Origin of the sequence: Paenirhizobium selenitireducens ATCC BAA-1503 (genome assembly GCF_900492185.1) — a bacterium.
GTDB lineage: Bacteria > Pseudomonadota > Alphaproteobacteria > Rhizobiales > Rhizobiaceae > Allorhizobium > Allorhizobium selenitireducens_A.
Window position 1 is genome coordinate 574,087 of record NZ_UEYP01000001.1, and the last position, 23,724, is coordinate 597,810.

24 protein-coding genes are annotated in these 23,724 nt (G+C 63.4%); 18 read left to right on the forward strand and 6 right to left on the reverse strand.

The features are described from left to right. Positions 1-94: 94 nt before the first annotated feature. The 14 genes from phnG (at position 95) to phnN (ending at position 12,574) form a co-directional block, all read left to right on the forward strand. On the forward strand, positions 95-565 hold the full coding sequence (gene phnG / locus RHIZ70P_RS02780) for a phosphonate C-P lyase system protein PhnG (RefSeq protein WP_115668834.1): 471 nt from the start codon (positions 95-97) through the stop codon (positions 563-565). Then, positions 565-1,173 (forward strand): phosphonate C-P lyase system protein PhnH, encoded by a 609-nt coding sequence (gene phnH / locus RHIZ70P_RS02785; protein WP_115668835.1) that lies wholly within the window; start codon positions 565-567, stop codon positions 1,171-1,173. Before phnG ends, phnH begins: the two co-directional genes overlap by 1 nt. A 4-nt stretch (positions 1,174-1,177) precedes the next feature. Next, complete coding sequence (locus RHIZ70P_RS02790; RefSeq protein WP_115668836.1) at positions 1,178-2,287, forward strand: carbon-phosphorus lyase complex subunit PhnI; 1,110 nt, start codon at positions 1,178-1,180, stop codon at positions 2,285-2,287. 157 nt (positions 2,288-2,444) lie between these two features. Then, on the forward strand, positions 2,445-3,344 hold the full coding sequence (locus RHIZ70P_RS02795; RefSeq protein ID WP_115668837.1) for an alpha-D-ribose 1-methylphosphonate 5-phosphate C-P-lyase PhnJ: 900 nt from the start codon (positions 2,445-2,447) through the stop codon (positions 3,342-3,344). After that, positions 3,341-4,117 (forward strand): phosphonate C-P lyase system protein PhnK, encoded by a 777-nt coding sequence (phnK, locus tag RHIZ70P_RS02800; protein WP_115668838.1) that lies wholly within the window; start codon positions 3,341-3,343, stop codon positions 4,115-4,117. Before RHIZ70P_RS02795 ends, phnK begins: the two co-directional genes overlap by 4 nt. A gap of 21 nt (positions 4,118-4,138) precedes the next feature. Further along, complete coding sequence (phnL, locus tag RHIZ70P_RS02805; protein ID WP_115668839.1) at positions 4,139-4,846, forward strand: phosphonate C-P lyase system protein PhnL; 708 nt, start codon at positions 4,139-4,141, stop codon at positions 4,844-4,846. Then, the gene (locus RHIZ70P_RS02810; protein WP_115668840.1) at positions 4,843-5,460 is read left to right on the forward strand and encodes a DapH/DapD/GlmU-related protein; all 618 of its coding nucleotides are present in this window, start codon (positions 4,843-4,845) and stop codon (positions 5,458-5,460) included. The genes phnL and RHIZ70P_RS02810 overlap by 4 nt, the downstream gene beginning before the upstream one ends. 119 nt (positions 5,461-5,579) lie before the next feature. Continuing rightward, the gene (gene phnC, locus RHIZ70P_RS02815) at positions 5,580-6,437 is read left to right on the forward strand and encodes a phosphonate ABC transporter ATP-binding protein (RefSeq protein ID WP_115668841.1); all 858 of its coding nucleotides are present in this window, start codon (positions 5,580-5,582) and stop codon (positions 6,435-6,437) included. A gap of 85 nt (positions 6,438-6,522) precedes the next feature. Next, positions 6,523-7,428, forward strand: coding sequence for a phosphonate ABC transporter substrate-binding protein (gene phnD / locus RHIZ70P_RS02820; RefSeq protein ID WP_115668842.1), 906 nt, complete (start codon positions 6,523-6,525; stop codon positions 7,426-7,428). Positions 7,429-7,519: 91 nt separating this feature from the next. Continuing rightward, positions 7,520-8,479, forward strand: a complete 960-nt coding sequence (gene phnE / locus RHIZ70P_RS02825) for a phosphonate ABC transporter, permease protein PhnE (RefSeq protein ID WP_115668843.1) — start codon at positions 7,520-7,522, stop codon at positions 8,477-8,479. Between the two features lie 11 nt (positions 8,480-8,490). Beyond that, positions 8,491-9,999 (forward strand): phosphonate ABC transporter, permease protein PhnE, encoded by a 1,509-nt coding sequence (phnE, locus tag RHIZ70P_RS02830; RefSeq protein ID WP_115668844.1) that lies wholly within the window; start codon positions 8,491-8,493, stop codon positions 9,997-9,999. 124 nt (positions 10,000-10,123) lie between these two features. After that, positions 10,124-10,813 carry a DUF1045 domain-containing protein gene (locus tag RHIZ70P_RS02835; RefSeq protein WP_115668845.1) on the forward strand — a complete coding sequence of 230 codons (690 nt, stop codon included), beginning with the start codon at positions 10,124-10,126 and terminating at the stop codon, positions 10,811-10,813. A 19-nt stretch (positions 10,814-10,832) separates the two neighbouring features. Beyond that, positions 10,833-11,972, forward strand: a complete 1,140-nt coding sequence (locus RHIZ70P_RS02840; RefSeq protein ID WP_115668846.1) for an alpha-D-ribose 1-methylphosphonate 5-triphosphate diphosphatase — start codon at positions 10,833-10,835, stop codon at positions 11,970-11,972. Next, positions 11,972-12,574 (forward strand): phosphonate metabolism protein/1,5-bisphosphokinase (PRPP-forming) PhnN, encoded by a 603-nt coding sequence (gene phnN, locus RHIZ70P_RS02845; protein ID WP_235842115.1) that lies wholly within the window; start codon positions 11,972-11,974, stop codon positions 12,572-12,574. The genes RHIZ70P_RS02840 and phnN overlap by 1 nt, the downstream gene beginning before the upstream one ends. Before the next feature lie 9 nt (positions 12,575-12,583). Here the strand turns inward: phnN and RHIZ70P_RS02850 are convergent, their stop codons facing one another. The 5 genes from RHIZ70P_RS02850 to pcaD form a co-directional block, all read right to left on the reverse strand. Further along, positions 12,584-13,642 (reverse strand): 3-carboxy-cis,cis-muconate cycloisomerase, encoded by a 1,059-nt coding sequence (locus RHIZ70P_RS02850; protein ID WP_115668847.1) that lies wholly within the window; start codon positions 13,640-13,642, stop codon positions 12,584-12,586. 154 nt (positions 13,643-13,796) lie between these two features. Next, positions 13,797-14,414 carry a protocatechuate 3,4-dioxygenase subunit alpha gene (gene pcaG / locus RHIZ70P_RS02855; protein WP_115668848.1) on the reverse strand — a complete coding sequence of 206 codons (618 nt, stop codon included), beginning with the start codon at positions 14,412-14,414 and terminating at the stop codon, positions 13,797-13,799. 1 nt (position 14,415) lies between these two features. Further along, complete coding sequence (gene pcaH, locus RHIZ70P_RS02860; protein ID WP_115668849.1) at positions 14,416-15,156, reverse strand: protocatechuate 3,4-dioxygenase subunit beta; 741 nt, start codon at positions 15,154-15,156, stop codon at positions 14,416-14,418. Continuing rightward, on the reverse strand, positions 15,153-15,569 hold the full coding sequence (pcaC, locus tag RHIZ70P_RS02865) for a 4-carboxymuconolactone decarboxylase (RefSeq protein ID WP_115668850.1): 417 nt from the start codon (positions 15,567-15,569) through the stop codon (positions 15,153-15,155). The genes pcaH and pcaC overlap by 4 nt, the downstream gene beginning before the upstream one ends. Positions 15,570-15,578: 9 nt before the next feature. Continuing rightward, a complete protein-coding gene (gene pcaD, locus RHIZ70P_RS02870) occupies positions 15,579-16,367 on the reverse strand; it encodes a 3-oxoadipate enol-lactonase (protein WP_115668851.1) in 789 nt (262 codons plus the stop codon). Positions 16,368-16,457: 90 nt separating this feature from the next. Here pcaD and pcaQ point away from each other — a divergent pair, with 90 nt between their 5' ends. Beyond that, on the forward strand, positions 16,458-17,384 hold the full coding sequence (gene pcaQ, locus RHIZ70P_RS02875; protein WP_115668852.1) for a pca operon transcription factor PcaQ: 927 nt from the start codon (positions 16,458-16,460) through the stop codon (positions 17,382-17,384). Between the two features lie 4 nt (positions 17,385-17,388). Here pcaQ and polA read toward each other — a convergent pair whose 3' ends face one another. Then, on the reverse strand, positions 17,389-20,388 hold the full coding sequence (gene polA, locus RHIZ70P_RS02880) for a DNA polymerase I (protein WP_115668853.1): 3,000 nt from the start codon (positions 20,386-20,388) through the stop codon (positions 17,389-17,391). A 395-nt stretch (positions 20,389-20,783) separates the two neighbouring features. Here polA and RHIZ70P_RS02885 point away from each other — a divergent pair, with 395 nt between their 5' ends. The 3 genes from RHIZ70P_RS02885 to RHIZ70P_RS02895 all read left to right on the forward strand — a co-directional run bounded on the left by RHIZ70P_RS02885 (position 20,784) and on the right by RHIZ70P_RS02895 (position 23,589). After that, complete coding sequence (locus RHIZ70P_RS02885) at positions 20,784-21,215, forward strand: MarR family winged helix-turn-helix transcriptional regulator (protein WP_115668854.1); 432 nt, start codon at positions 20,784-20,786, stop codon at positions 21,213-21,215. Between the two features lie 106 nt (positions 21,216-21,321). Continuing rightward, positions 21,322-22,713, forward strand: a complete 1,392-nt coding sequence (locus RHIZ70P_RS02890) for a M20/M25/M40 family metallo-hydrolase (RefSeq protein WP_115669052.1) — start codon at positions 21,322-21,324, stop codon at positions 22,711-22,713. 417 nt (positions 22,714-23,130) lie between these two features. Then, positions 23,131-23,589 (forward strand): YbaK/EbsC family protein, encoded by a 459-nt coding sequence (locus RHIZ70P_RS02895; RefSeq protein WP_115668855.1) that lies wholly within the window; start codon positions 23,131-23,133, stop codon positions 23,587-23,589. Positions 23,590-23,724: the final 135 nt, after the last annotated feature.

A 23,724-nucleotide genomic window follows, 5' to 3' on the forward strand; every position in this document is an offset into this window, starting at 1 on the left:
TGCTCAATCATGTCACACGCTTGTCACGCCCGATTGCTAGCCATAGAGTAACTTGTATGGTTGTCTATATTACTAGACATTTAGAGGCCTGACAATGGAAGCAAGACAGGAAAATTCGGGACCGCCGGCCGCAGAACGCAAGCGCGTCGTGGACCTTCTGGCCCGCGCGGCGCCCGACGAGCTGAGCCGCATCTGGGATGCCATGCCCACACGACCGGATGTGAAGATGCTGCGCGGACCGGAAATCGGGCTTGTCATGGTGCGTGGCCGGATCGGTGGCGGCGGCGCGCCCTTCAACCTTGGCGAAGCCACGGTCAGCCGGGCGACCGTCAGGTTGGACAGTGGCCTGGTCGGACACGGCCATGTGCTCGGCGCCAATCTGAAGCGTGCGAAGCTCGCAGCCATCTTCGACGCGCTGTGGCAGGACGAGGCGCATCGCGAGCTGGTCGAGACGCAACTGCTTGGCCCGACCGCCACCCGGATTGCCGAAGAAAAACGGAAAAAGTCGGAAGAAGTGGCCGCAACGCGCGTCGACTTCTTCACCATGGTGCGGGGAGAGGACTGATGCCGACGACGATCGAGGCCCTGACCGGCGGGTTCTCCGAGCCGGTTCACCACGCCCAGAGCGTGTTTCGCATGATGATGGAATGCCTTTCGCGGCCGGGAACCATCCAGTCCATCCTTCCTGAAATCGAACCGCCGAAGCCGATGGGAGCCGCCGCCGGCGCCATGGCTTTGACGCTTCTCGATCACGATACGCCCGTCTGGCTGACCCAAGGCCTTGCCAAGTCGGCGGTGGCGGACTGGATCGCGTTTCACACCGGCGCGCCAATCACCCGCGAAAAATCGGAGGCGCGCTTCGCCTTCGCCGAGAGCGGCGCTTCCTTCGCCTCCTTCGGGCTTTTCGCCCTCGGGTCCCAGGAATATCCCGACCGGTCGACGACGATCATCCTGGAAGTGGCGAGCCTCGACAAAGGGCCGGCGCTGACGCTGTCCGGCCCGGGCATTCGCGACAGCGCAACCATCGCGCCGCTCGGCCTTCCCGACATCTTCCTGCGGCAATGGGCCGACAACCGGGCGCTTTTTCCGCGCGGCGTCGACGTCTTGCTGACCGCCGGGCGCCAGATGCTCGGCCTGCCGCGCACCTGCAAGATCACGAGCAAGGAGGCCTGAGCCCATGTATGTTGCCGTCAAGGGCGGGGAAGCCGCCATCGACAATGCCCATCGGCTTCTGGCCGACCGGCGGCGCGGCGACCGTTCGCTTCCGGCGCTGACCATCGACCAGATTGTCGAGCAGCTCGGCCTCGCGGTCGACCGCGTCATGGCGGAAGCCTCGCTGCACGACCGGGCGCTGGCGGCTCTCGCCGTCAAGCAGGCCCGCGGCGATTTGATCGAGGCGATCTTCCTCTTGCGCGCCTATCGCACGACCCTGCCGCGCTTCGGCTATTCGGTGCCGGTCGACACAGGGCGCATGCAGGTCGAGCGGCGGGTTTCGGCCACCTACAAGGACCTGCCGGGCGGTCAGCTTCTGGGACCGACCTTCGACTACACCCACCGCCTGCTCGACACCTCGCTGCTCGAAGACGACGAAGTGCCTTCTCCCGTGCACAAGGCGCCGCTTACCGAGGCGGTCATGCGGGTCTCGGATATCCTGGCTCAGGAAGGTCTGATCGAAGCCGACGGCGATCTGCCGGCGGACCAGAGCGGCGGCGACATTACCCGGGAACCGATCGAATTCCCCATGGAGCGGGATACCCGGCTTCAGGCGCTCGCCCGCGGCGATGAAGGTTTTCTTCTGGCGCTGGCCTATTCGACCCAGCGCGGCTACGGCCGCACGCATCCGTTCGTGGGAGAGATCCGCATCGGCGAGGTCGAAGTCGAACTCGAGGTTGCGGAATTGCGCTTTGTCGTCTCGCTCGGCGACATCCGTGTCACGGAATGCCAGATGGTCAACCAGTTCAAGGGATCGGCCAAGGCACCGCCGCAGTTCACCCGCGGCTATGGCCTGGTGTTCGGCCAGAGCGAGCGCAAGGCGATGGCCATGTCGCTCGTCGACCGGGCGCTGCGTGCCACGGAATTCGGCGAGGATATCGTCGCCCCGGCGCAGGACGAGGAATTCGTGATTTCACATTCCGACAATGTGCAGGCGACCGGTTTCGTCGAGCACCTGAAACTGCCGCACTATGTCGACTTCCAGGCCGAATTGGACCTGGTGCGGCGTATGCGCACCGAGTTCGAGGCCACGCGGCGAGAGCAGAGGGCCGGACTGGCCGAGGCCGCCGAATGACCGGGTCGAACTCAGTCACGGCTTCCTCAATCACGGCCCTGTTCGTTGAACCAGTAAGCACTGCCGACGGTCGTGGCGATCATGACCGAGATGATGATCGTGAGAATGACATTGATTTCCATATCCAGCACCTCCTTTTGATGCAGGACAACGCCCGATGACGCAGGAAGTTTCACACTATTCCGGACTGGCGAGTTATAATTTTGCCTATCTGGACGAACAGACCAAGCGGATGATCCGCCGGGCGATCCTGAAAGCGATTGCCATACCCGGTTACCAGGTGCCCTTCGCATCCCGTGAAATGCCCATGCCCTACGGCTGGGGCACGGGCGGCGTGCAGGTGACCGCCTCGATCATTGGCCAGGAAGACGTGTTGAAGGTGATCGACCAGGGGGCCGACGACACGACCAATGCCGTCTCCATCCGCGCCTTCTTCCAGAAGGTCGCCAACGTCGCGGTAACCACCCACACCCGGGACGCGACGATCATCCAGACGCGCCACCGCATTCCGGAGGAAAAGCTCCAGGAAAACCAGGTGCTGGTCTACCAGGTGCCGATCCCGGAGCCCTTGCGCTTCCTCGAGCCGCGCGAGACCGAGACGCGCAAGATGCACGCGCTCGAGGAATACGGCCTGATGCACGTGAAGCTCTACGAGGACATCGCCAAGAATGGCCGGATCGCCACGACCTATGCCTATCCGGTCAAGGTCGCCGGGCGCTACGTCATGGACCCCTCGCCGACGCCGAAGTTCGACAATCCGAAGATGCACATGTCGCAGGCGCTGCAGCTGTTCGGCGCGGGCCGCGAAAAGCGCATCTATGCGGTTCCGCCCTTCACCGAAGTCGTCAGCCTCGATTTCGAGGACCATCCCTTCGAGATCCAGACCTTCGACAAGCCCTGCGCGCTGTGCGGCGCCGAGCAGGTTTATCTCGACGAGGTCATTCTCGACGACAAGGGCGGACGCATGTTCGTCTGCTCCGACACCGATCATTGCGAGGAACGCCGCGAGCATGGCCATGTGGGCCATCTGGGCGTGGCGAAGGAGGCCGCAGAATGAGCGACATGCCGCTTCTCAAGGTCCGCGACCTTTCAAAATTCTACGGCAAACGCATCGGCTGCGCCAATGTCGCCTTCGAGCTCTGGCCCGGCGAGGTACTGGCGATCGTCGGCGAATCCGGCTCCGGCAAGACAACGCTGCTCAACTGCCTGTCCACCCGGCTGATGCCGACCACCGGCAGCGTCGAATACCATATGCGCGACGGCGGCTACCGCGACCTCTACCACATGAGCGAGGCCGAGCGGCGGTTCCTGATGCGCACCGACTGGGGCTTCGTCCACCAGAACCCGGCCGACGGGCTGCGCATGACGGTGTCGGCCGGTGCCAATGTCGGCGAGCGGCTGATGGCCATCGGCGACCGGCACTACGGCAATATCCGCCGCACGGCCAGCGACTGGCTGGAGCGGGTGGAAATCAGCACGGACCGCATCGACGACCAGCCACGCGCCTTTTCCGGCGGCATGCGCCAGCGCCTGCAGATCGCCCGCAATCTGGTGACCGGCCCGCGCCTCGTCTTCATGGACGAACCGACCGGCGGGCTCGACGTCTCGGTGCAGGCGCGCCTGCTCGACCTGGTGCGCGGCCTCGTCAACGACCTCGGGCTTTCGGCGATCGTCGTCACGCACGACCTTGCCGTCGCCCGCCTGCTGTCGCACCGGATGATGGTGATGAAGGACGGCCATGTGATCGAACAGGGACTGACCGACCGCGTCCTCGACGACCCGCGCGAGCCCTATACCCAGCTGCTCGTCTCTTCGATCCTGCAAGTCTGAAGCCTTAAAGAGGAAATCCCCATGGCCACGCCCCTCGTCGTCTCGGAAGTCTCCAAGAGCTTCACCATGCACCTGCGCGACGGCCTGCGCCTGCCCGTCGTCGCCAATGTCTCCTTCTCGGTCGCTTCAGGCGAATGCGTCGTGCTCGGCGGCCCGTCGGGCATCGGCAAGAGCTCGATCCTCAAGATGCTCTATGGCAATTATGCCGTGGATGCCGGCCAAATCCTGATCGAGCACAAGGACCGCATCATCGACATCGCCAATGCCGATCCACGCTCCGTGCTGGAAGTCCGGCGCGCCACGCTCGGCTATGTCAGCCAGTTCCTGCGCACCGTGCCGCGCGTCGCCACCATCGACGTCGTCGCCGAGCCGCTGGTCGCTCGAGGGGTCGCCACCGAAGAGGCGCGCCAACGCGCCGCGGAACTCTTGGAAAAGCTCAACCTGCCGCGCGATCTCTGGCAGCTGCCCCCTGCCACCTTCTCCGGCGGCGAGCAACAGCGCGTCAACATCGCCCGCGGCTTCATCACCGATCATCGCATTCTCCTGCTCGACGAGCCGACAGCCTCGCTCGATGCCGCCAACCGCGCCGTGGTGGTCGAGATGATCCGCGCCAAGAAGGCCGCAGGCGTCGCCCTGCTCGGTATCTTCCACGACGAGGAAGTGCGTGAGGCGGTGGCCGACCGCATTCTCGACGTCTCACAGTTTTCGCCGCGGAAGGTTGCCGCATGAGCCGGAAACTCGGGCTCGAGCCCCTGATCCATGACAGTGCCCGCGTGACGAACTCGACGCTCGGCCACTATACCGAGGTTTCCGAGCGCTGCCGCCTCGATGAGGTGGTGATGGGCGACTATTCCTACATCATGCAGGATGGCGCGGCGTGGTGCGCCGAGATCGGAAAGTTCGCCAATATCGCGGCCTCCGTGCGCATCAACGCCACCAATCACCCGACCTGGCGCGCGACCCTGCATCACTTCACCTATCGTGCCGCGGACTATTTCGAGGGCGCCGAAAACGATCACGACTTTTTCGAGTGGCGGCGGGACAACAAGGTCACCATCGGCCATGACGTGTGGATCGGCCATGGCGCCACCGTACTTCCAGGTGTGACCGTCGGCAATGGCGCGGTGATCGGCGCCGGGGCCGTCGTCTCGAAGGATGTCGCCCCTTACACAATCGTCGGCGGGGTGCCGGCTCGGCTGATCCGCGAACGCTTTGCGGCCGTGACAGCGGAGAGAATGGAGGCCCTCGCCTGGTGGAACTGGGACCACGACCGGCTGTTTGCCGCGCTTGGCGATTTCCGTGCCCTCAGCGCCGAGGACTTCGTCGCAAGATACGCCGGTTAATTCATATATTTCACAGACTTGGTGGATTTAATAAAATCTACACAAATCTGACATTCGCGCTTCACGCACCCTGTCTAAAGCCAGTGCGACCCGTTGAACAGGACGTCGAAAGAGCCGACATGAAATTCCAGCTGAAGAATGTCACCCGCAAGTTCGGCCAGCATCTCGCCGTCGATGGCGTGAATGTCGAGATCGATAAGGGTGAGATGGTTGGCGTCATCGGCCGCTCGGGAGCCGGCAAGTCCACCCTGCTGCGGATGATCAACCGTCTGGTCGATCCATCGTCCGGCTCTATCCATTTCGGCGACGTCGAGGTCTCCGCACTCAAGGGTGCCGGCCTGCGCAACTGGCAGCGTGACTGCGCGATGATCTTCCAGCAGTTCAATCTGGTGCCGCGCCTCGACGTCCTGACCAATGTGCTGCTCGGCCGGCTCAACCATCGCCCGACGGCGCTCAGCATTCTCAACGTCTTCTCGCGCGAGGAGCGGATCATGGCAATCGCTGCGCTCGAGCGCCTCGGCATCGAGCAGACGGCCCTGCAGCCGGCCGGTACGTTGTCCGGCGGCCAGCAGCAGCGCGTGGCCATCGCCCGTGCCCTGATGCAGGGTCCCAAGGTCGTGCTGGCCGACGAGCCAATCGCCTCGCTCGATCCGCTCAATGCCAAGATCGTCATGGATGCGCTGCGCGACATCAACGAGCGCGAGGGCATCACCGTCGTCACCAACCTGCACACGCTCGACACGGCGCGCAACTACTGCTCCCGCATCATCGGCATGGCGCAGGGCCGGGTGGTGTTCGACGGCACCCCGGACAAGCTGACCGCCGAAACGGTCCAGGAAATCTATGGTGCCGACAGCCATGGCGCCGGCATCGACGAGACAATGACCTCGACGAGCATCCGCATCCCCGGCGCCGCGGCCGCAGTCGGCGTCCCCGCATCCCCCGGTTTCAGGACCCTGGCCGTCGCCGAAGCCTGAAATCACGACGATCGACCGCCCGCGTGAAGGGCATTTCATTGATCAGAAAAGGTTCCGGCCCGGCCGGACAACAGGAGAGAAACTCATGCTGAAGAAGACCCTTCTTGCCGCCGTGGCGCTCGTGTCGCTCGCCGGCGTTGCCGCTGCAGAAGACCTCAAGGAATTCCGCATCGGCATTCTGGGCGGTGAAAACGAAGCCGACCGCCTGCGCAACTTCCAGTGCATGACCGAAAAGCTTCCCGCCGTTCTCGGCGTCGAGAAGGTCTCGCTGTTCCCCGCTGCCGACTATGACGGCGTCATCCAGGGCCTGCTCGGCGGCACGCTCGACTACGCCGAACTCGGCGCCTCGGGCTTCGCCAAGGTCTATCTGACCAAGGCCGACGCGGTCGAACCGATCCTGACCACGGTCCAGACCGACGGCTCGACCGGCTATCACTCGATCATGGTCGCCCGCAAGGATTCGGGCATCACCAAGCTCGAAGACATGAAGGGCAAGAAGCTCGGCTTCGCCGACCCGGATTCCACCTCCGGCTATCTCGTACCGCTGGTCACCCTTCCGGAGGCCGTCGGCGCCCCGATCAAGGAATTCTTCGGCGAGACCGGCTTCGGCGGCGGCCATGAAAACCTCGTCCTCGAAGTGCTCAAGGGCACCTTCGTTGCCGGTACGACCTGGGGTTCTGGCGTCGGCGAATTCAAGGACGGCTACACCTCGGGCAACCTGAAGAAGATGGTCGACAAGGGTATCCTGAACATGGACGACCTCGTCGAGCTCTGGAAGTCCCCGCTGATCCCGAACGGCCCGGTCGTCGTCCGCGCTTCGATGAACGAAGACATGAAGACCAAGTTCAAGACCTTCATGATGGAACTGCCGAAGTCCGATCCGGCCTGCTTCTCGGCCATCCAGGGCGGTGACTTCACCGGCTTCACCGAAGTCAACGTCGATTTCTACAAGCCGATCATCGACGCCCGCAAGGCCACCATCGGCGGCTGATCGAAACGCATCAACAAGGCCGCCGGACGAGCTCTCGTCCGGCGGTTTTTTTGAGGCAGCGAACCGCCTGTTCTGCCGGAAGGGAAATAGCATGACGTTTTCGACGACGCCTTCTCTGGGCGAGAATGGCGCCCGGATGGAGCGCCACTGGCAGGAACTTGCGGCGAAGCGCCGCCTCTATTCGCTCCTTAGCATCGCCTTCCTTCTCCTGGCCGTCGGCGGCTCGCTGTGGTTCGCCAACGACACCAATTCCGGCAAGTTCTTCGACCGCATCCCGCATTTTTTCGACTTCATCGAAGATCTCGTGCCGCGCGACGGCATGGAAGTCGTCCGCGCCCTTTTCGACCTGCCCTCGCCGTATGACGACGGCAGCATGAAATACAATTATCCGGAGGGCCGTCTGTTTTTCACCGAGACGCTCTACATTCCGGAATACATCCACAAGATGGTCGAGACGGTGAACATCGCCATCCTGTCCACCCTGATCGGCCTCTTGATCGGCTTCTGCCTGTCGTTTCTCGCCGCCCGCAACATGATGACCAACCCTTGGGTCCGCGGCGCTGCGCGGCGCATCATGGAGCTGCTGCGCGCCTTCCCCGAGGTGGTCATCGCCGGCTTCTTCCTCGCCATCTTTTCGCTCGGGCCCATCCCGGCGATCATCGCCGTGTCGATCCACACGATCGGCGCGCTCGGCAAGATGTTCTTCGAGGTCATCGAGAATGCCGACATGAAGCCGGATGAGGGTCTGAAGGCGGTCGGCGCCAACTGGATCGAGCGGGTCTGGTTCGGCATGGTGCCGCAGGTCATGCCGAATTTCATGAGCTATTTCCTGCTGCGGCTCGAGATCAACGTGCGCGCCTCGACGATCATCGGCGCGGTCGGCGGCGGCGGCATCGGCGAACTGCTGCGGCTGTCGATCGGCCAGGGCCATGAGGCCAAGACGCTGGCGATCGTGTTGTTGCTTCTCTGCACCATCATCGCCGTCGACCAGTTTTCCGCCTGGCTGCGCCGCAAGCTTGTCGGCGAACAGGCCTTCCAGAGCATCCAGTGAGGACCACGTCCATGCAAACCATGAACATGAGCGAACTGGAGGCGATCGCCGCCCGTCACCTCGGCATCCTGCAGCGCTCCGTCTGGCAGCGCTTCAAGGTCGGCTTCATCGCCGGTGGCATTCTTCTCTATTTCGTCTTCGCCTGGTGGTTCTTTTCGATCGGCAAGGTTGTTACAAACGCCAACTGGTCGATCGCCGGCTCCTACCTCGCCGACTGGGTGTCCTACGAGGTGCGTCCGGACATCTCGATCGCTGCCGACGGCGCCATGGAAATCACCTATCCCCGCTTCGACCCGCTCGGCCCCAATGCCAATCCGGATTGGCTGAAGGCGACGCGGGAAACGGTGAGCCGTACTGCGACTACACCTGCGGCTCCCAGCGCCGCAGCCGCGGCACCGGCAAAATCCTCGAGTTTCAGCTTCATGGCGCCGGCGGCGACCACAGCCAAGGCGGACGCACAGGACGCGATCGCTCCGCAAATCCGGCAGGAGGAAATCGTCACCCAGGCGCTGGTGGAGATGGGCACGGCCCGCACGGTCGAAATCATGCCGGACCGCGTGATCCTTTCACGCGACGGCGAGACCGTCATGCTCGATCTCGATGGCGCCCGCGATACCGTCGACGCCACGGCAGCGCTTCCCGACTGGGCCGAACAGCGCCAGCCCGGCGCCAAGGTGGTCGCCAGTTTCGGCCTGTCCGGATGGGTCGAGGTGCAGGCCGACAAGGTGAAGATCCGCAAGCGCTTTTTCGGCTGGGAGAATTTCTTCTTCGATACCAACTCCGCCTTCTTTGGCAAGGGTGCGGGCGAAGTGGCCGGGCTGATCTTTGCCGGCGAGCGTCTCGATCCGGCGCGCAGCAATCTGTCGCTGGCGTGGAACGACATTCTCTACAATCCGTCCTGGCAGCATCTCGACGTCTGGACAAAGCTGCTGCAAACCATCGTGATGGCCTTCATCGGCACGCTGTTCGCCATGATCGTCGCCTTTCCCCTGTCCTTTCTTGCGGCACGAAACATCTTCCGCAACCGGCTGGCCAACCAGATCATCAAGCGCTTCTTCGACTTCCAGCGCTCGGTCGACATGCTGATCTGGGCGCTGTTCTTCACCCGCGCCTTCGGTCCCGGACCGCTCGCCGGCATGTCGGCGATCTTCTTCACCGACACCGGCACGCTCGGAAAACTCTATGCCGAGGCGCTGGAGAACATCGACGACAAGCAGCGTGAAGGGGTGAAATCGGTCGGCGCAGCACCGCTCGCCGTGCAACGCTTCGGCGTGCTTCCCCAGGTCTTGCCGCTCTTTGCATCGCAGGCACTGTATTTCTGGGAATCGAACACCCGCTCGGCCACCATCATCGGCGCCGTCGGCGCCGGCGGCATCGGCCTCAAGTTGTGGGAAGCCATGCGGACCAATTCCGATTGGGAAAACGTCGCCTACATGGTCTTGCTGATCCTGATCGTCGTCTTCGTGTTCGACGGTATTTCAAATGCATTGCGCTCACGCTTGATGGGGACGAAGCATTGAATCTCGACCGCCGTCGTTGGCCGTATCATCAATCTGTCACGGTGATCGGCTAGCGAAACCGACTTGTCCCTCGCCGCGATGACACGTCATTGTGGCGGCGACTTCATCTTACGAGGACCCACCCTTGCGCTATGCGCTCTATTTCACGCCCCCCGCCGACGATAGCCTGACCCGGACCGCGGCCGCCTGGCTCGGCCGGGACGCCTTCTCCGGCGAAGACATCGCCGTAGAGGCGGCGGATGCGTTTGTGGTCGAAACCATGGCCGGCCTCACCGCCGAACCGCGGCGATACGGATTTCACGCCACGCTCAAGGCGCCGTTCGAACTGGCCCCGGACCGGACCGAAGAGGAATTGATTGCGCAGTTCGAGGCGTTTTGCGCCGCGCAGCCGGCCTTCGACATTCCGTCCATCGTGGTCGGGCAACTCGGCCCGTTCTTCGCGCTGATCCCCGCCGCGACGCACCCGCCGCTGCAGGAATTTGCCGCCGCCGTGGTGGAGGCTTTCGAGCCGTTTCGCGCAGCCCTCACCGACACCGATATCGCCCGGCGCAAGCCCGAGCGCCTGAGCGAGACGCAGCGCGCGTATCTGCTACGCTGGGGCTACCCCTACGTCATGGAGGAATTCCGCTTCCACATGACGCTGACCGGCCCGGTTGAACCTGAGCAGGCGGATGCCATGCGCGAACTCGCATCTTCGCGCTTCGCCTCCTTCACCAACAAACCGCTCCGAATTTCCGGCCTCGCGCTCTTCGTCGAACCGGAACGGGGCGCACCCTTCACTGTCCACACCTGGCAGCCGCTCACCGGCGCCTGAACCATCGAAAGTCGATCGCATGTCCGCCGAGACCATTCTTTCCAATGCCCGCATCGTCCTTGACGACCAAGTCATCGAAGGCTCCGTCCAGATCCGCGACGGCCGCATCGCCGACATTTCGGAAGGCCCGATGCGCGCCGGCGAGGATTTCGCCGGAGACTATCTGATCGCCGGCCTCGTCGAGCTGCACACCGACCATCTCGAATCGCACTACTCGCCGCGCCCGGGCGTGCGCTGGGACAAGACCTCGGCGATCCAGGCGCATGACGCCCAGGTCGCAACCGCCGGCATTACCACCGTGTTCGACTGCCTGCGCATGGGCTCCGACGAGGACGGCGGCTTCGCGAAAGGCGAGATGCGAGAGATGGCGGATGCCATCCAGGCGGCAGAGCGCGCCGACCGGTTGCGCGCCGAGCATCTGATCCACTTGCGTTGCGAAGTATCCGCCGCCGACGTGCTCGATCATTTTTCCGATTTCGAGACGGACCCCTACGTGCGGCTGGTCTCGCTGATGGACCATGCGCCGGGACAACGGCAGTTCCAGACGATGGAACAGTACACGCTCTACTACAAGACCAAGCGCGGCCTGTCGGAAGAGGCGTTTGCCCATTTCGTTACCCGCCGGCAGGAATCCTCGGCGAGATACGCAGCCCCCCACCGCGATGCGCTGGCACGGGTCTGCGCGGCGCGCGGCATCACGGTCGCCAGCCATGACGATGCGACGCTCGACCATGTCGAGGAAGCCAAGGGCTACGGGGTGCGGCTCGCCGAATTCCCGACCAGCGTCGAAGCCGCCGATGCCTCTCATATGGCCGGTATGAGCGTGCTGATGGGTGCACCCAACGTGGTGCGCGGCAAATCCCATTCCGGCAATATTGCCGCGCGCGATCTCGCCGGTCGTGGCGTCCTTGACGTCCTTTCGTCCGACTACGTGCCGCTCAGCCTGTTGCACGCGCCCTTCGTACTGGCGGATGATTTCGACGAAATCAGCCTGCCGCAGGCGCTGGCCATGGTCACCTCGACGCCGGCGCGCACTGTCGGGCTTGACGATCGCGGCCGGATCGCGCCAGGTCTGCGTGCCGACCTGGTTCGGGTGCGCCGCGACAATGGTGTACCCGTGGTGCGCTCGGTGTGGCGCGAGGGGCGCAGGGTCGCTTGATGGACTTCCAGACCGGCAGATTGCGAAAGCAGGGTTCGACGGGCACGATGGTCGCCATCGTCGGGCCGAGCGGCGCCGGCAAGGACAGCCTCATTCACCTGGCGATGCAACATTTCGCCAGCCGGCCGGACGTGCATTTCGTTCAGCGGGTGATCACCCGGCCCGCAGATTCCGGCGGAGAACAGCATCGTGGCGCTTCGCCGGCCGAGTTCGAGGCGATGCGGGAGCAAGGCGCTTTCGCGGTGGACTGGGACGCCCATGGCCTCAGCTACGGCATTCCGGCCTCGGTGCATGAAAAGCTGGCGCTCGGCCATCTGGTGGTCGCCAACGGGTCGCGTTCGGCGCTGCCGCACTGGGCCAAGGCGTTTCAGTCTCTTCTGGTCATCAATGTCACGGCCTCTCCGGAGGTGCTCGCGGAGCGGCTGGTTGCGCGCGGCCGTGAAAGCCGGGAAGAAATCCTCGAGCGGCTGAAGCGTGGGTCGCTCACCGTCGATGGCGATTACGACGTCGTCACCATCGACAACAGCGGCGCACTCGCAGATGCGGGGGCGAAGCTGATCTCGACGCTCGAGGCGGTGCTGGCGGGCCGCGCCAGGGGCTGACCTCGACAATCAGTCGGGATCGCCGAGACGTTCGACCGAGCCGAGCAGAGACGCGGCATGCGCGAGTGCCGCCGCGGTCGCCTCGATCATCTGCGGCAAGATCAGCCATTCCAGCGTCCAGGCGCTGCCGGAGCGTTCCTGTTCATGCACCAATGCCTGATGAATGCCCGCAAGTTGCGTGGCATTGTAGCGGGCAAGAGTTAGCAGCACTTCGGCAAGGATGGGGTTGCGCTTGTGCGGCATGGCCGAGGAACCGCCCGCGCCGGCGATCTCGATCTGGTCGATGCCGTTCTGCGCCATCAACGCGATGTCGAGGCCGACCTTGCCGAGCGCGCCCGTGACCCTTGACAGGAATGAGGCGAGATCGGCGATGCGGTCCCGATCGGTATGGGGCACGTATTCCGGCACCGACAGGCCCAGTTCCTGCGCCATGGCAAGCCTTACCGGATCGATCTTGTCACCAAATTTTTCCGCCGTGCCGGCCGCCCCGGCGAGCGACAGGATCAGCAGCCGGTCGGCCACGGCGGGAAGCGCCGCCGCAAGCTGCGCCAACGCCTTGCGCCAGACGGAGAGACGATCGCCGACATCGATGAGGATTGCAGCCTGCATGCGGGAGCGGGCCATCAGCGGCCGGTCTCCGAACCGGTCGATCAGGTCGGCGAGAATTCGGTCGACAGCCTCGAACCGCTGCTCAAGCAGCGTGAAAACGGGCTTGAGCTTGAGGGCCAGGGCCGTGTCGACCACATCCTGTGTGGTTGCGCCGAAATGCAGGGCCGATGCGGCTTCACCGCCGATCGCCTCGCGCATCTGCGTGACAAGGTCCGGCACCGGGACACCGTCCCTCAGCGTCGCCTGGGTCAGGCGGATCATATCCGGCCGGAAATGCTCCAGCCTGTCGGCGATCACGGCTGCGGGCACGGCGCCCACCAGTCCGCTGGCGGCTTCGGCGCGCGCAAGCGCCACCTCGAAGCGAAGCATGGCGGCAAGATCCGCCGCCTCCCCCAGCATGGCTGATACTTCGGCATCGCCGAGCAGGCAGTTATGATAAGGCAACATCGTCAACGCCATAAGTCAAACGCACTCCAATTCGAAGGCTGCACCCTCACCGAAACACGCGCCGATCGTCAACAATTAACAACGATCAAGGCACGCAGCCGATAAAAGACGGCGCGCCCCTCCCAAAGTCTGGGAGAGGCTCGCCGCCCGCGTCTGAGCGTAGGGGTCAGATGTCGAAGAACACCGTTTCGTTCTCACCCTGCAGGTGGATGTCGAACGTGTAGGTGTCGCCTTCGCGGCTGGCAATCAGGGTCGGAACGCGCACCTTGTGCTCGATGCGCGCAAGCACCGGATCGGCGGCATTCGCCTCCGACTCGTCGGAGAAGTACATGCGGGTGTGCAGACCGATATTGATACCGCGCGCCACGATCCACATCGTGATGTGCGGCGCCATCAGCCGACCGTCGTTGAACGGCACGCGGCCGGGCTTGATCGTCTGGAATACGAATTCGCCGGTGTCCATGTGCGCCGGGCAGCGACCCCAGCCGAGGAAATGCGGATCGGCCTTGCCGCGCGTCTCCGACGGGCTGTTGTAGAAACCGTCGGCATCGGCCTGCCATATCTCGACCATTGCGTCCTTGAGCGGCGTGCCCGAGCCATCGATGACGCGACCGCGAATGGTGATGCGCTCGCCACGGGTCTTGTCGTCGTAGAGCGGGCCGGAACCGAGATCCTTCTCATAAACGCCCTCGATGCCGGTGAAGCTGGGCGTGCAGCCGATATGGACGTAGGGACCTGCGGTCTGGGAGGCCGATTCCTTGAGGTAGCCGAGTGATTGCACCATGTCAGTTGCCCTCCTTGCGATTTTCGAACAGCGTCGAGCGACGGCCGCGCAGCACGATGTCGAACTTGTAGGCGCGCATGTCGTGCGGCATGGTGGCGTTCATGTCGAGCGGGGCGATCAGCCGCTCGATCGCCTCCTTGTCCGGGATCGTCTTGACGATGGGGCAGATCCAGATCAGCGGATCGCCTTCGAAATACATCTGGGTGATCAGCCGCTGGGCAAAGCCGTGGCCGAAGATCGAGAAGTGGATATGCGCCGGGCGCCAGTCGTTCACGCCGTTCGGCCAGGGATAGGGGCCGGGCTTGATCGTCTTGAACCAGTAATAACCATCCTCGTCGGCGATGGTGCGGCCGACGCCACCGAAATTGGGATCGAGCGGCGCAAGATAGGTATCCTTCTTGTGCCGGTAGCGACCGCCGGCATTGGCCTGCCAGAACTCGACCAGCGCGCCGGCGACACCGCGCCCGCGCTCATCCACGACGCGGCCATGCACCAGGATACGCTGGCCGATTGGGCTTTCGCCGGGCTTGGCGTAGTTGGCGATCAGGTCATTGTCGAACTCGTTGAGCATATTGTGGCCGAAGACCGGACCGGTGATCTCGCTCTTCGTTCCTTCGAGCGACAGCAGCGCACGCTGCGGAGAGCGCAGCACGCTTGTCTTGTACCAGGGCGTGTAGGCTGGCGGGTGCATCTCGCGGTCCCGGGGGAAAAATGCCCCCGTCTCGGGCTTCATATTGTTCATCGTCCTTCCTCCCTTTCACTGTCGGCTTCCATCTGCTGGAGCGCATTCCTGGCAATCTTGATCGCATGGTTCGCGGCCGGCACCCCGGCATAGATCGCCACATGAAGGAGCGCTTCCATGATGTCGTCGGGCGTCGCACCCGTGTTCTTCGTCGCCCGCACATGCATGGCCACCTCGTCGTGGTGGCCAAGGGCGGCGAGCAGCGCGATGGTCACCATCGAGCGCTCGCGCTTGGTCCAGGTCGGCCGTGACCAGACATGGCCCCAGGCAGCCTCCGTGATCAGGTCCTGGAACGGCTCGTCGAAGGCGGTCTTCGACTTCTGCGCCTGATCCACATAGCTGTCGCCGAGCACGCTGCGGCGGGTCGCCATACCCTGATGGTAGCGGGGAGACTTTTCCGGGGCTTCGCTCATGTCAGTCCTTCATGCCTTCTTGAGAAACGATTGCAGCAGTTCGGCCAGTTCCTCCGGCTGCTCGACGCAGGGAATATGGCCGCAGCTCTCGATGATCTCGAACCGGGCGTTCGGGATTGCGCCAGCCATCGCCTCGACCAGTTCCGGCGGGGTGGAGCCGTCCTGATCGCCCACCACGCAGAGGACGGGGACGGAGATCGTCGCGAGCGCATCGGTGAAATCGGTGTCGCGGATCGCCGCACAGGTGGCGGAATAGCCGTCCGCGGGCTGGCGGGTCAGCATCAGCCGATAGCCGGCGAGCTCTTCCGCACGCTCGCTGTGGAAGTCCGGAGTGAACCAGCGCTGCATCACATTGTCGGCTATGCTTTCCAGCCCATCCTTGGCAATCGCGTCGATGCGCCCGTTCCAGATGTCTGCGGTACCGATCTTCGCCGCCGTGTCGCACAGCATGAGCTTCTTCACCAGGTCCGGCCTTTTCTGCCATACCCCCTGGCAGATGAGTCCGCCGACCGACAGGCCGCAGAACACCGCCCGCTTGATGCCGACATGCTCGACCAGCGCAATCAGGTCATCAACCAGGTCGCCCATGCCGAAGGGGTTGTCGGCGCCGCCGGTCAGGCCATGGCCGCGGCTGTCGTAGAGCAGCACGGATATATCCTCGCTGATTTCGTCGAACAGCGGCAGCCAGATGCGGAAATCCGTGCCGAGCGAGTTCGAGAAGACGACGAGATTCTTCGCGTCGGGCTCGCCGAGAAGCTCGTAGTGAACTGTGATGCCGTTGATAGTGGCGAAGGCCATGGGATTCTCCTCACTGGGTGAAACGATATTCGATGCATTTTGGTGGGTAAAATGATATTTCCTCCCCAATCCATAATCAAACTGGTATGAATGATGGATCAGAGGATCAAGTTCAGACACCTACAGACGTTCCTTGAGGTCGCACGCCAGAGGAGCGTGGGCAAGGCCGCAGATGCACTGGCGATCACCCAGCCGGCGGTGACCCGGACGATGCGCGAGATCGAGGACATCCTTGGCGTGTCCCTGCTGGAGAAGGACGGGCGGGGCATCCGCGTCTCGCATTTCGGCGAAGTATTTCTGAAACATGCCGGAGAAAGCCTCGCCGCCGTGCAGCGCGGAATGGACTCGCTTGCGCAGGCGCTCAAATCGGAAGGTCCGCCCGTCCGCATCGGTACATTGCCCACTGCGTCAGCGACCATCATGCCCGATGCGGTGGCCGAATTCCTGGCGATCGGAACGGGCAGCCAGGTCACCATCGTCTCGGGAGAAAACCGCGTCCTGCTCAATTCGCTGAGACTGGGGGAACTCGATCTGGTGGTCGGGCGACTGGCGGCGCCGGAGTACATGACAGGCCTTACCTTCGAGCCTCTCTACAGCGAGGAGGTGGCGATCATCGTTTCACCGAACCACCCGCTGCTCGCCCGACGCAACTTCACGCTCGGGGCGCTGGCGAACTACACGGTACTGATGCCGACGAAGAACTCGGTCATCCGGCCCTTTGTCGATCGGCTGCTGTTGACCAACGGCATTCCGGACCTGCCGAACACGGTGGAAACCGTGTCCGATTCCTTCGGCCGCGCCTTCGTCACGCGCCACAACGCCATCTGGTTCATCTCGCGCGGGGTGGTGGCCGACGAATTGCAGAGCGGCCGGCTGGCCGAGCTGGAGATCGACATGGGCGAGACGCGGGGTGCGGTCGGACTGACGACGCCGGCGGCCGTCGAGCCAAGTGCTGCGCTTGCCTTGATGAAACAGACGATCCGCAACCATGTGGCGGCGCGGACAGCGCTGATCTGAACCGTCAGTGCGCCTCGTCCCAATTATGGGCGGCACGGGCATCGACCTTGAGCGGCACGCGCATGGAAACGGCCGGCATGGCGGCATGCTCCATCGTCGTAACGATGATCGGCATGGCGGCCTCGACCGCCTCGTCTTCGACCTCGAAGATCAGTTCGTCATGCACCTGTAAGAGCATGCGCGCCCGTTCCTTGAGGCCGGCCGTCTCGAGCGCCGGCTCGACCTTGATCATGGCGCGGCGGATGATGTCGGCCGCCGAGCCCTGGATCGGGGCGTTGATCGCTGCGCGCTCGTTGAAGGCGCGCATCGACGGGTTGGACGACCTGATTTCCGGATAGTGGGCGCGCCGACCGAAGATGGTTTCGACATAGCCGTTTTCGCGGGCAAAGGCCTTGGTGCTTTCCATGTAGTCCTTGATGCCGGGAAAGCGCTCGAAATATTTCTTGATGTAGTCGCCGGCCTCCGACCGCTCGATGCCGAGCTGGTTGGCCAGCCCGAAGGCGGAAATGCCGTAAATGATGCCGAAATTGATCGCTTTGGCGCGGCGGCGGACTTCCGACGGCATGCCCTCGACCGGAACGCCGAACATTTCAGACGCCGTCATCGCATGGATGTCGATGCCGTCGGCGAAGGCCTGGCGCAGCTGCGGGATCTCGGCCACATGGGCAAGGACGCGCAGTTCGATCTGGCTGTAATCGGCCGACAGCAGCTTGTGCCCCGGGGTCGAGACGAAGGCGGTGCGGATCTTGCGGCCCTCGGCGGTGCGCACCGGGATATTCTGCAGGTTTGGTTCGGAAGAGGACAGGCGGCCGGTCGTGGTTGAAGCGAGCGAATAGCAGGTGTGAACGCGCTTCGTCTGGGGGTGGACGAAGCCCGGAAGGGCGTCCGTATAGGTCGATTTAAGCTTGGTCAGCTGGCGCCAGTCGACGATCTTGCGCGGCAGGGGCGCACCTTCGGCGGCGAGGTCTTCCAGCACCTGGGCCGAGGTCGACCATTGGCCGGTCTTCGTCTTCGAGCCGCCGGGAAGGCCCATGCGGCCGAACAGGATGTCTCCCAACTGCTTGGGCGAACCGATGTTGAAGCGCTCGCCGGCGAGTTCATAGATCTCGTCCTCGAAGGCGGCGGCCTTCTGGCCGAGTTCGCCGGACAGGCGCGACAGGATCTGCCGGTCGATCGAGATGCCCCGCTCTTCCATGTCGGCGAGAACCGGGATCAGCGGGCGCTCCAGCCGCTCGTAGATGCGCGTCAGCTTGTCGGCCGCGAGACGGGGTTTCAACACCATCCACAGGCGCAGCGTCACGTCCGCATCTTCCGCGGCATAGGCGGTCGCCTTGTCGATATCGACATGATCGAAGGTGACCGACGACTTGCCGGTGCCGGCGACATCCTTGTAGGCGATCGGTGTGTGGCCGAGCCATTTCTCAGATAGGCCATCCATGCCGTGATTGCCCTTGCCGGCATCCAGCACATAGGACATCAGCATGGTGTCGTCGAAGCCCTTGATGACGATGCCGTAGCGTTTCATCAGCAGGTAGTCGTATTTGAGGTTCTGGGCGACCTTGAGGATCGACGGGTCTTCGAGCAGGCCTTTCAGTGCATCCAGCGCCGCCGCCATCGGGATCTGGCCCTCGGCCAGCTTCAGGCCGTCGCTGAACAGGTCGTCGCGGCCGGTCTTGTGGCCAAGCGGCACATAGGCGGCGCGAATGTCGGTCGAGCCGGGCTGCTGCCCGTTGTCGGCAATGGCCAGCGAGAAGCCGACCAGCTCGGCCAGCATGGGATCGATGGAAGTCGTCTCGGTATCGAAGGCGACGAGGCCGGTTTCGCGCGCCGCATCGATCCAGGCATTCAGCGTGTCGAGTTCACGGATCGTCTGGTAACCGGTTGTGTCGATCTTGGCGCCATGGAATGCGGCAGCGCGCGCGGCGGCCAGATCCGCCGGCGTCGGATCGCCGGTCGCGGGTGAGGAAAGCTGGGCTGCCTTGCCAGCCTCAACCGGTGCGGCGGACGGAGCGGAGGCCCCGCCATTGGCCGGTACTGCTGCGTCGAGGTCCGGTCCGTGGGCGGCTGGCCCCCATTCGACCGTGACCGGAGCCGGCTCGATGGCGGAAGCATCGCAACCGCAAGCCTCGGCGACGCGACGCGTCAACGTGGTGAATTCCATTGTCTTCAGGAAACCAATCAGTCTCGGTCCGTCCTGCTTTTCCAGCACCAGAGCGTCAAGCGGCATTTCGAGCGGCACATCGGTTTTCAGCGTCACCAGCTGGCGCGACAGACGCACGAGATCGGCATTGGCGACGATGTTTTCCCGCCGCTTGACCTGCTTGATCTCGCTTGCACGGGCCAGCAGCGTGTCGAGGTCGCCGAACTCCTCCAGCAGCTGGGCCGCCGTCTTCGGGCCAATACCGGGAACGCCGGGCACATTGTCGGTCGAATCGCCGGTCAACGATTGCAGGTCGATCATCTTTTCCGGCGGAACACCCCATTTCTCGATGACGTCAGGAATGCCGATCTGCTTGTCCTTCATGCTGTCATACATGTGGACCATCGGGGTCACGAGCTGCATCAGGTCCTTGTCGGAGGAGATGATGGTGACGTCGGCGCCGATCGCCTCGGCCTGGCGGGCATAGGTGGCGATCAGGTCATCGGCCTCGAAACCCTCGGTCTCGATGCAGGGCAGGTTGAAGGCGCGGGTCGCCTGGCGGATCAGGCCGAACTGCGGGACCAGCTCTTCCGGCGGGGCAGACCGGTTGGCCTTGTACTGCGGATAGAGTTCCTTGCGGAAGGTCTTGGACGAATAGTCGAAGATGACGGCGAAATGGGTCGGCGTCACCCCGACATTCGTGTCACGCGCGTCCGTCAGCAGCTTCCACAGCATATTGCAGAAACCCGAGACGGCACCGACCGGCAGCCCGTCGGACTTCCGGGTCAGCGGAGGAAGGGCGTGGAAGGCGCGGAAGATGAAACCCGAGCCGTCGACGAGGAAGAGATGATCGCCTTTTTTCATGTCGGCATGGATAGCGCGGGGCGTTCGAGGCGTCCATATAAACTTGGCGCGGCAACCCGGCCGCAAACACGGAAACGTTACGAATTTGTAATCCGGCCTTCCCTTGAAAAACCATATTTCACCGCACATTTGATAGTCACCGGCGCCTGATCACGCCGCAGTCTGAAAGAGGCTCGTCCCCCGCCGCTTCAGACTGGACAAAGGCCTTATCCCCCTCTCCGGGCCTTTGTCCCTCGTTTCGAAGCCGCCATCGCGTCCGCCTCCACGCAATGGCGGCTTCTTTACGTCCGGGCCATGGTTTTCCCTCGCCGCCCAGCCATCGGAACTCCGCAAACGGAGATAGATCGCCTGCGATTTATTCTTGAGGGAAGCCTCAAACAGGCTTACCCATTGGCATGGCCCAAAATCGCTCCGATTCCGCCACCTATCTCGCCGGTCAACTGGCCAAGGGATTTGCCCGCGCCCTGCAGGTGCGTGCGGCGAAACTGGGATTTTCGGCCGGGCAACTGCCCATCCTCATAGAACTGTGGAACGAAGAGGGGCTGACCCAGAAGCAGCTCCTTGACAGAGTGGACATCGAACAGGCGACGATGGCCAATACGCTGTCGCGCATGGAGCGCGACGGTCTGATCGAGCGCCGGCCGCATCCGACCGATCGTCGGGCCCAGCTCGTTTTCCTCACCGGCAAGGCACGCGACATGAAGGACGAGGCGCTTTCCGCGGCTGACGAGGCCGATCAGGCGCTGTTTGCCGGATTTCGCCGCTTCGAGAAGGAGTTGATGCTCGAATATATCCGCTGGGCGATCGACAACGCTCGCAAGCTGTGAGCGGAAACCCTCTGCCACACGACGAAATTTAATGGCGACCGGCCTCGAATCCCAAAAGCCTTTGGTCTATCGTCCCGCCGATTTTCAAATTTGCAGGATGAATGCCATGACCGATATTTCCGCCGTGCTTGCCAGCGCCGACAAGGCCTTGCCGCAGAGCCTCGACCGGCTTTTCGACCTCGTCCGTATCCGTTCGATCTCGACCGATCCGGCCTACAAGGCAGAGTGCCGCAAGGCCGCCGAGTGGCTGGTCCAGGAACTGGCCGCGCTCGGCTTTACGGCTTCGGTGCGCGACACGCCCGGCCATCCGATGGTCGTCGCCCACCACGCCGGCGCGACGGCAAACGCGCCGCATGCCCTGTTCTACGGCCACTACGACGTCCAGCCGGTCGATCCGCTGAACCTTTGGGAAAACGATCCCTTCGCCCCGGCAATCAAGGAAATCGAGCCCGGCCGCAAGGTGATCACCGGCCGCGGCACGTCCGACGACAAGGGCCAGTTGCTGACCTTCGTCGAAGCCTGCCGCGCCTACAAGGCGGTCCATGGCAGCCTGCCGATCGAAATCACCATCCTGTTCGAGGGTGAGGAAGAATCCGGCTCGCCCTCTCTCAAGCCCTTCCTTCTGGCCAATGCCGAAGAGCTCAAGGCCGACTATGCGCTGGTCTGCGACACCAGCATGTGGAACACGGAAACGCCGGCGATCGCCGCTGCGCTGCGCGGCCTGGTGGGCGAGGAAATCATCATCACCGCCGCCGACCGGGACCTGCATTCCGGCCTGTTCGGCGGTGCCGCCGCCAACCCGATCCACATACTGGTCGACATCCTGGCCGGCCTGCATGACGAGACCGGCCGCATCACCCTGCCGGGCTTCTACGACGGGGTCGAGGAGACGCCGGCCAACATCAAGGCATCGTGGGAAACGCTCGGCCGCACGGCAGAAGGCTTCCTCGGCGAAGTCGGACTGTCGATCCCGTCCGGCGAAAAGGGCCGCTCGGTGCTTGAGCTCACCTGGGCGCGGCCAACGGCGGAAGTCAACGGCATTACCGGCGGCTATACCGGCGAGGGTTTCAAGACGGTGATTGCGGCCAAGGCTTCGGCCAAGGTGTCGTTCCGCCTGGTCGGCGAGCAGGACCCGGCAAAGATCCGCGAGAGCTTCCGCGCCTATGTCCGCTCCAAGATCCCGGCCGATTGCTCGGTCGATTTCCATGAGCATGGCGGCTCACCGGCGATCCAGTTGTCCTACGATTCGCCGGTGCTGACCAAGGCCAAGAACGCGCTGTCCGACGAATGGCCGAAGCCGGCCGTCGTCATCGGCATGGGCGGATCGATCCCGATCGTCGGCGATTTCCAGAAGATGCTCGGCATGGACTCGCTGCTGGTCGGCTTCGGCCTGACCGACGACCGCATTCATTCGCCGAACGAGAAGTACGACCTGAACTCATTCCACAAGGGCATCCGCTCGTGGATCCGCATCCTGGATGCGCTCGCTTCGGCGTGACCAGGAAGTAGCGCGCTGTCCCTAGTGGCAGCGCGCCTCGCCTTCGAGGCTGACAGGGAGGCCGATGGTCCGCGAGAGCCGAAAACGCAAAAAGGCCGGGAGTTACCCGACCTTTCCTCTGCCGTTTCGACGCCCGTGCCAGTACATCCGTGGTCAGGGGCGGAAACGTGCAATGCGCATTCCCGGACATTGGCCTCAGCCTCTCGGCATCGGCGCGCGTCCCATGATCATTAGAATGACCTGAAGTGATTAACGAAAGGTTAACGCCTTGCTCATTCCTGATCCGAAATGCTGCAACCATCGTTGTAGCGGCCACAGCATTTGTTGGACTTCAAGTGGGAAGCCCGGACCTGCTTATCAAGGGGTCTTTTCGGACGAGGCTTGCCTGTCGATGAAAGCTGCGGATAAATTAGACCCATGAGCCTCCAGTCCGTCCGTTCCTTCTTCGCCGAAAAAGCCCCCGACATCGACGTCATCGTCACCGATGCGAGTTCGGCGACCGTCGCGCTGGCCGCCGAAGCCCATGGCGTCGATCCGGACCAGATCGCCAAGACGATCTGCCTGAGGATCGGCGACGACGTCGTGCTGGTGGTGACCGCCGGCACGAGACGGCTCGACAATCGCAAGTTCAAGGACCGCTTCGGCGTCAAGCCGCGCATGCTGGGGCCGGAAGACGTAGTCGAGGTCACCAGCCATCCGGTCGGCGGCGTCTGTCCGTTCGGCCTGCCCTCGCCGCTCAAGGTCTATTGCGACGTGTCGCTGAAATCGTTCGACCAGGTCGTGCCCGCCGCCGGCGCCACCAATTCGGCGGTCCACATCGCGCCAGAGCGCATGGCGGAACTGACCAATGCCGAGTGGGCGGATCTCTGCCAGTAGGACGGTATCCATCACGCGCCGGAGCGCGCCGGCTGATGGCAGGGCCGACGGAACAGCGCGATAGGGAAATGTTTACCGCATGTTAACCCCCCCTTAAATCGCCGCATTTAGACTCCAATCCTCCGGCCGCGCCTT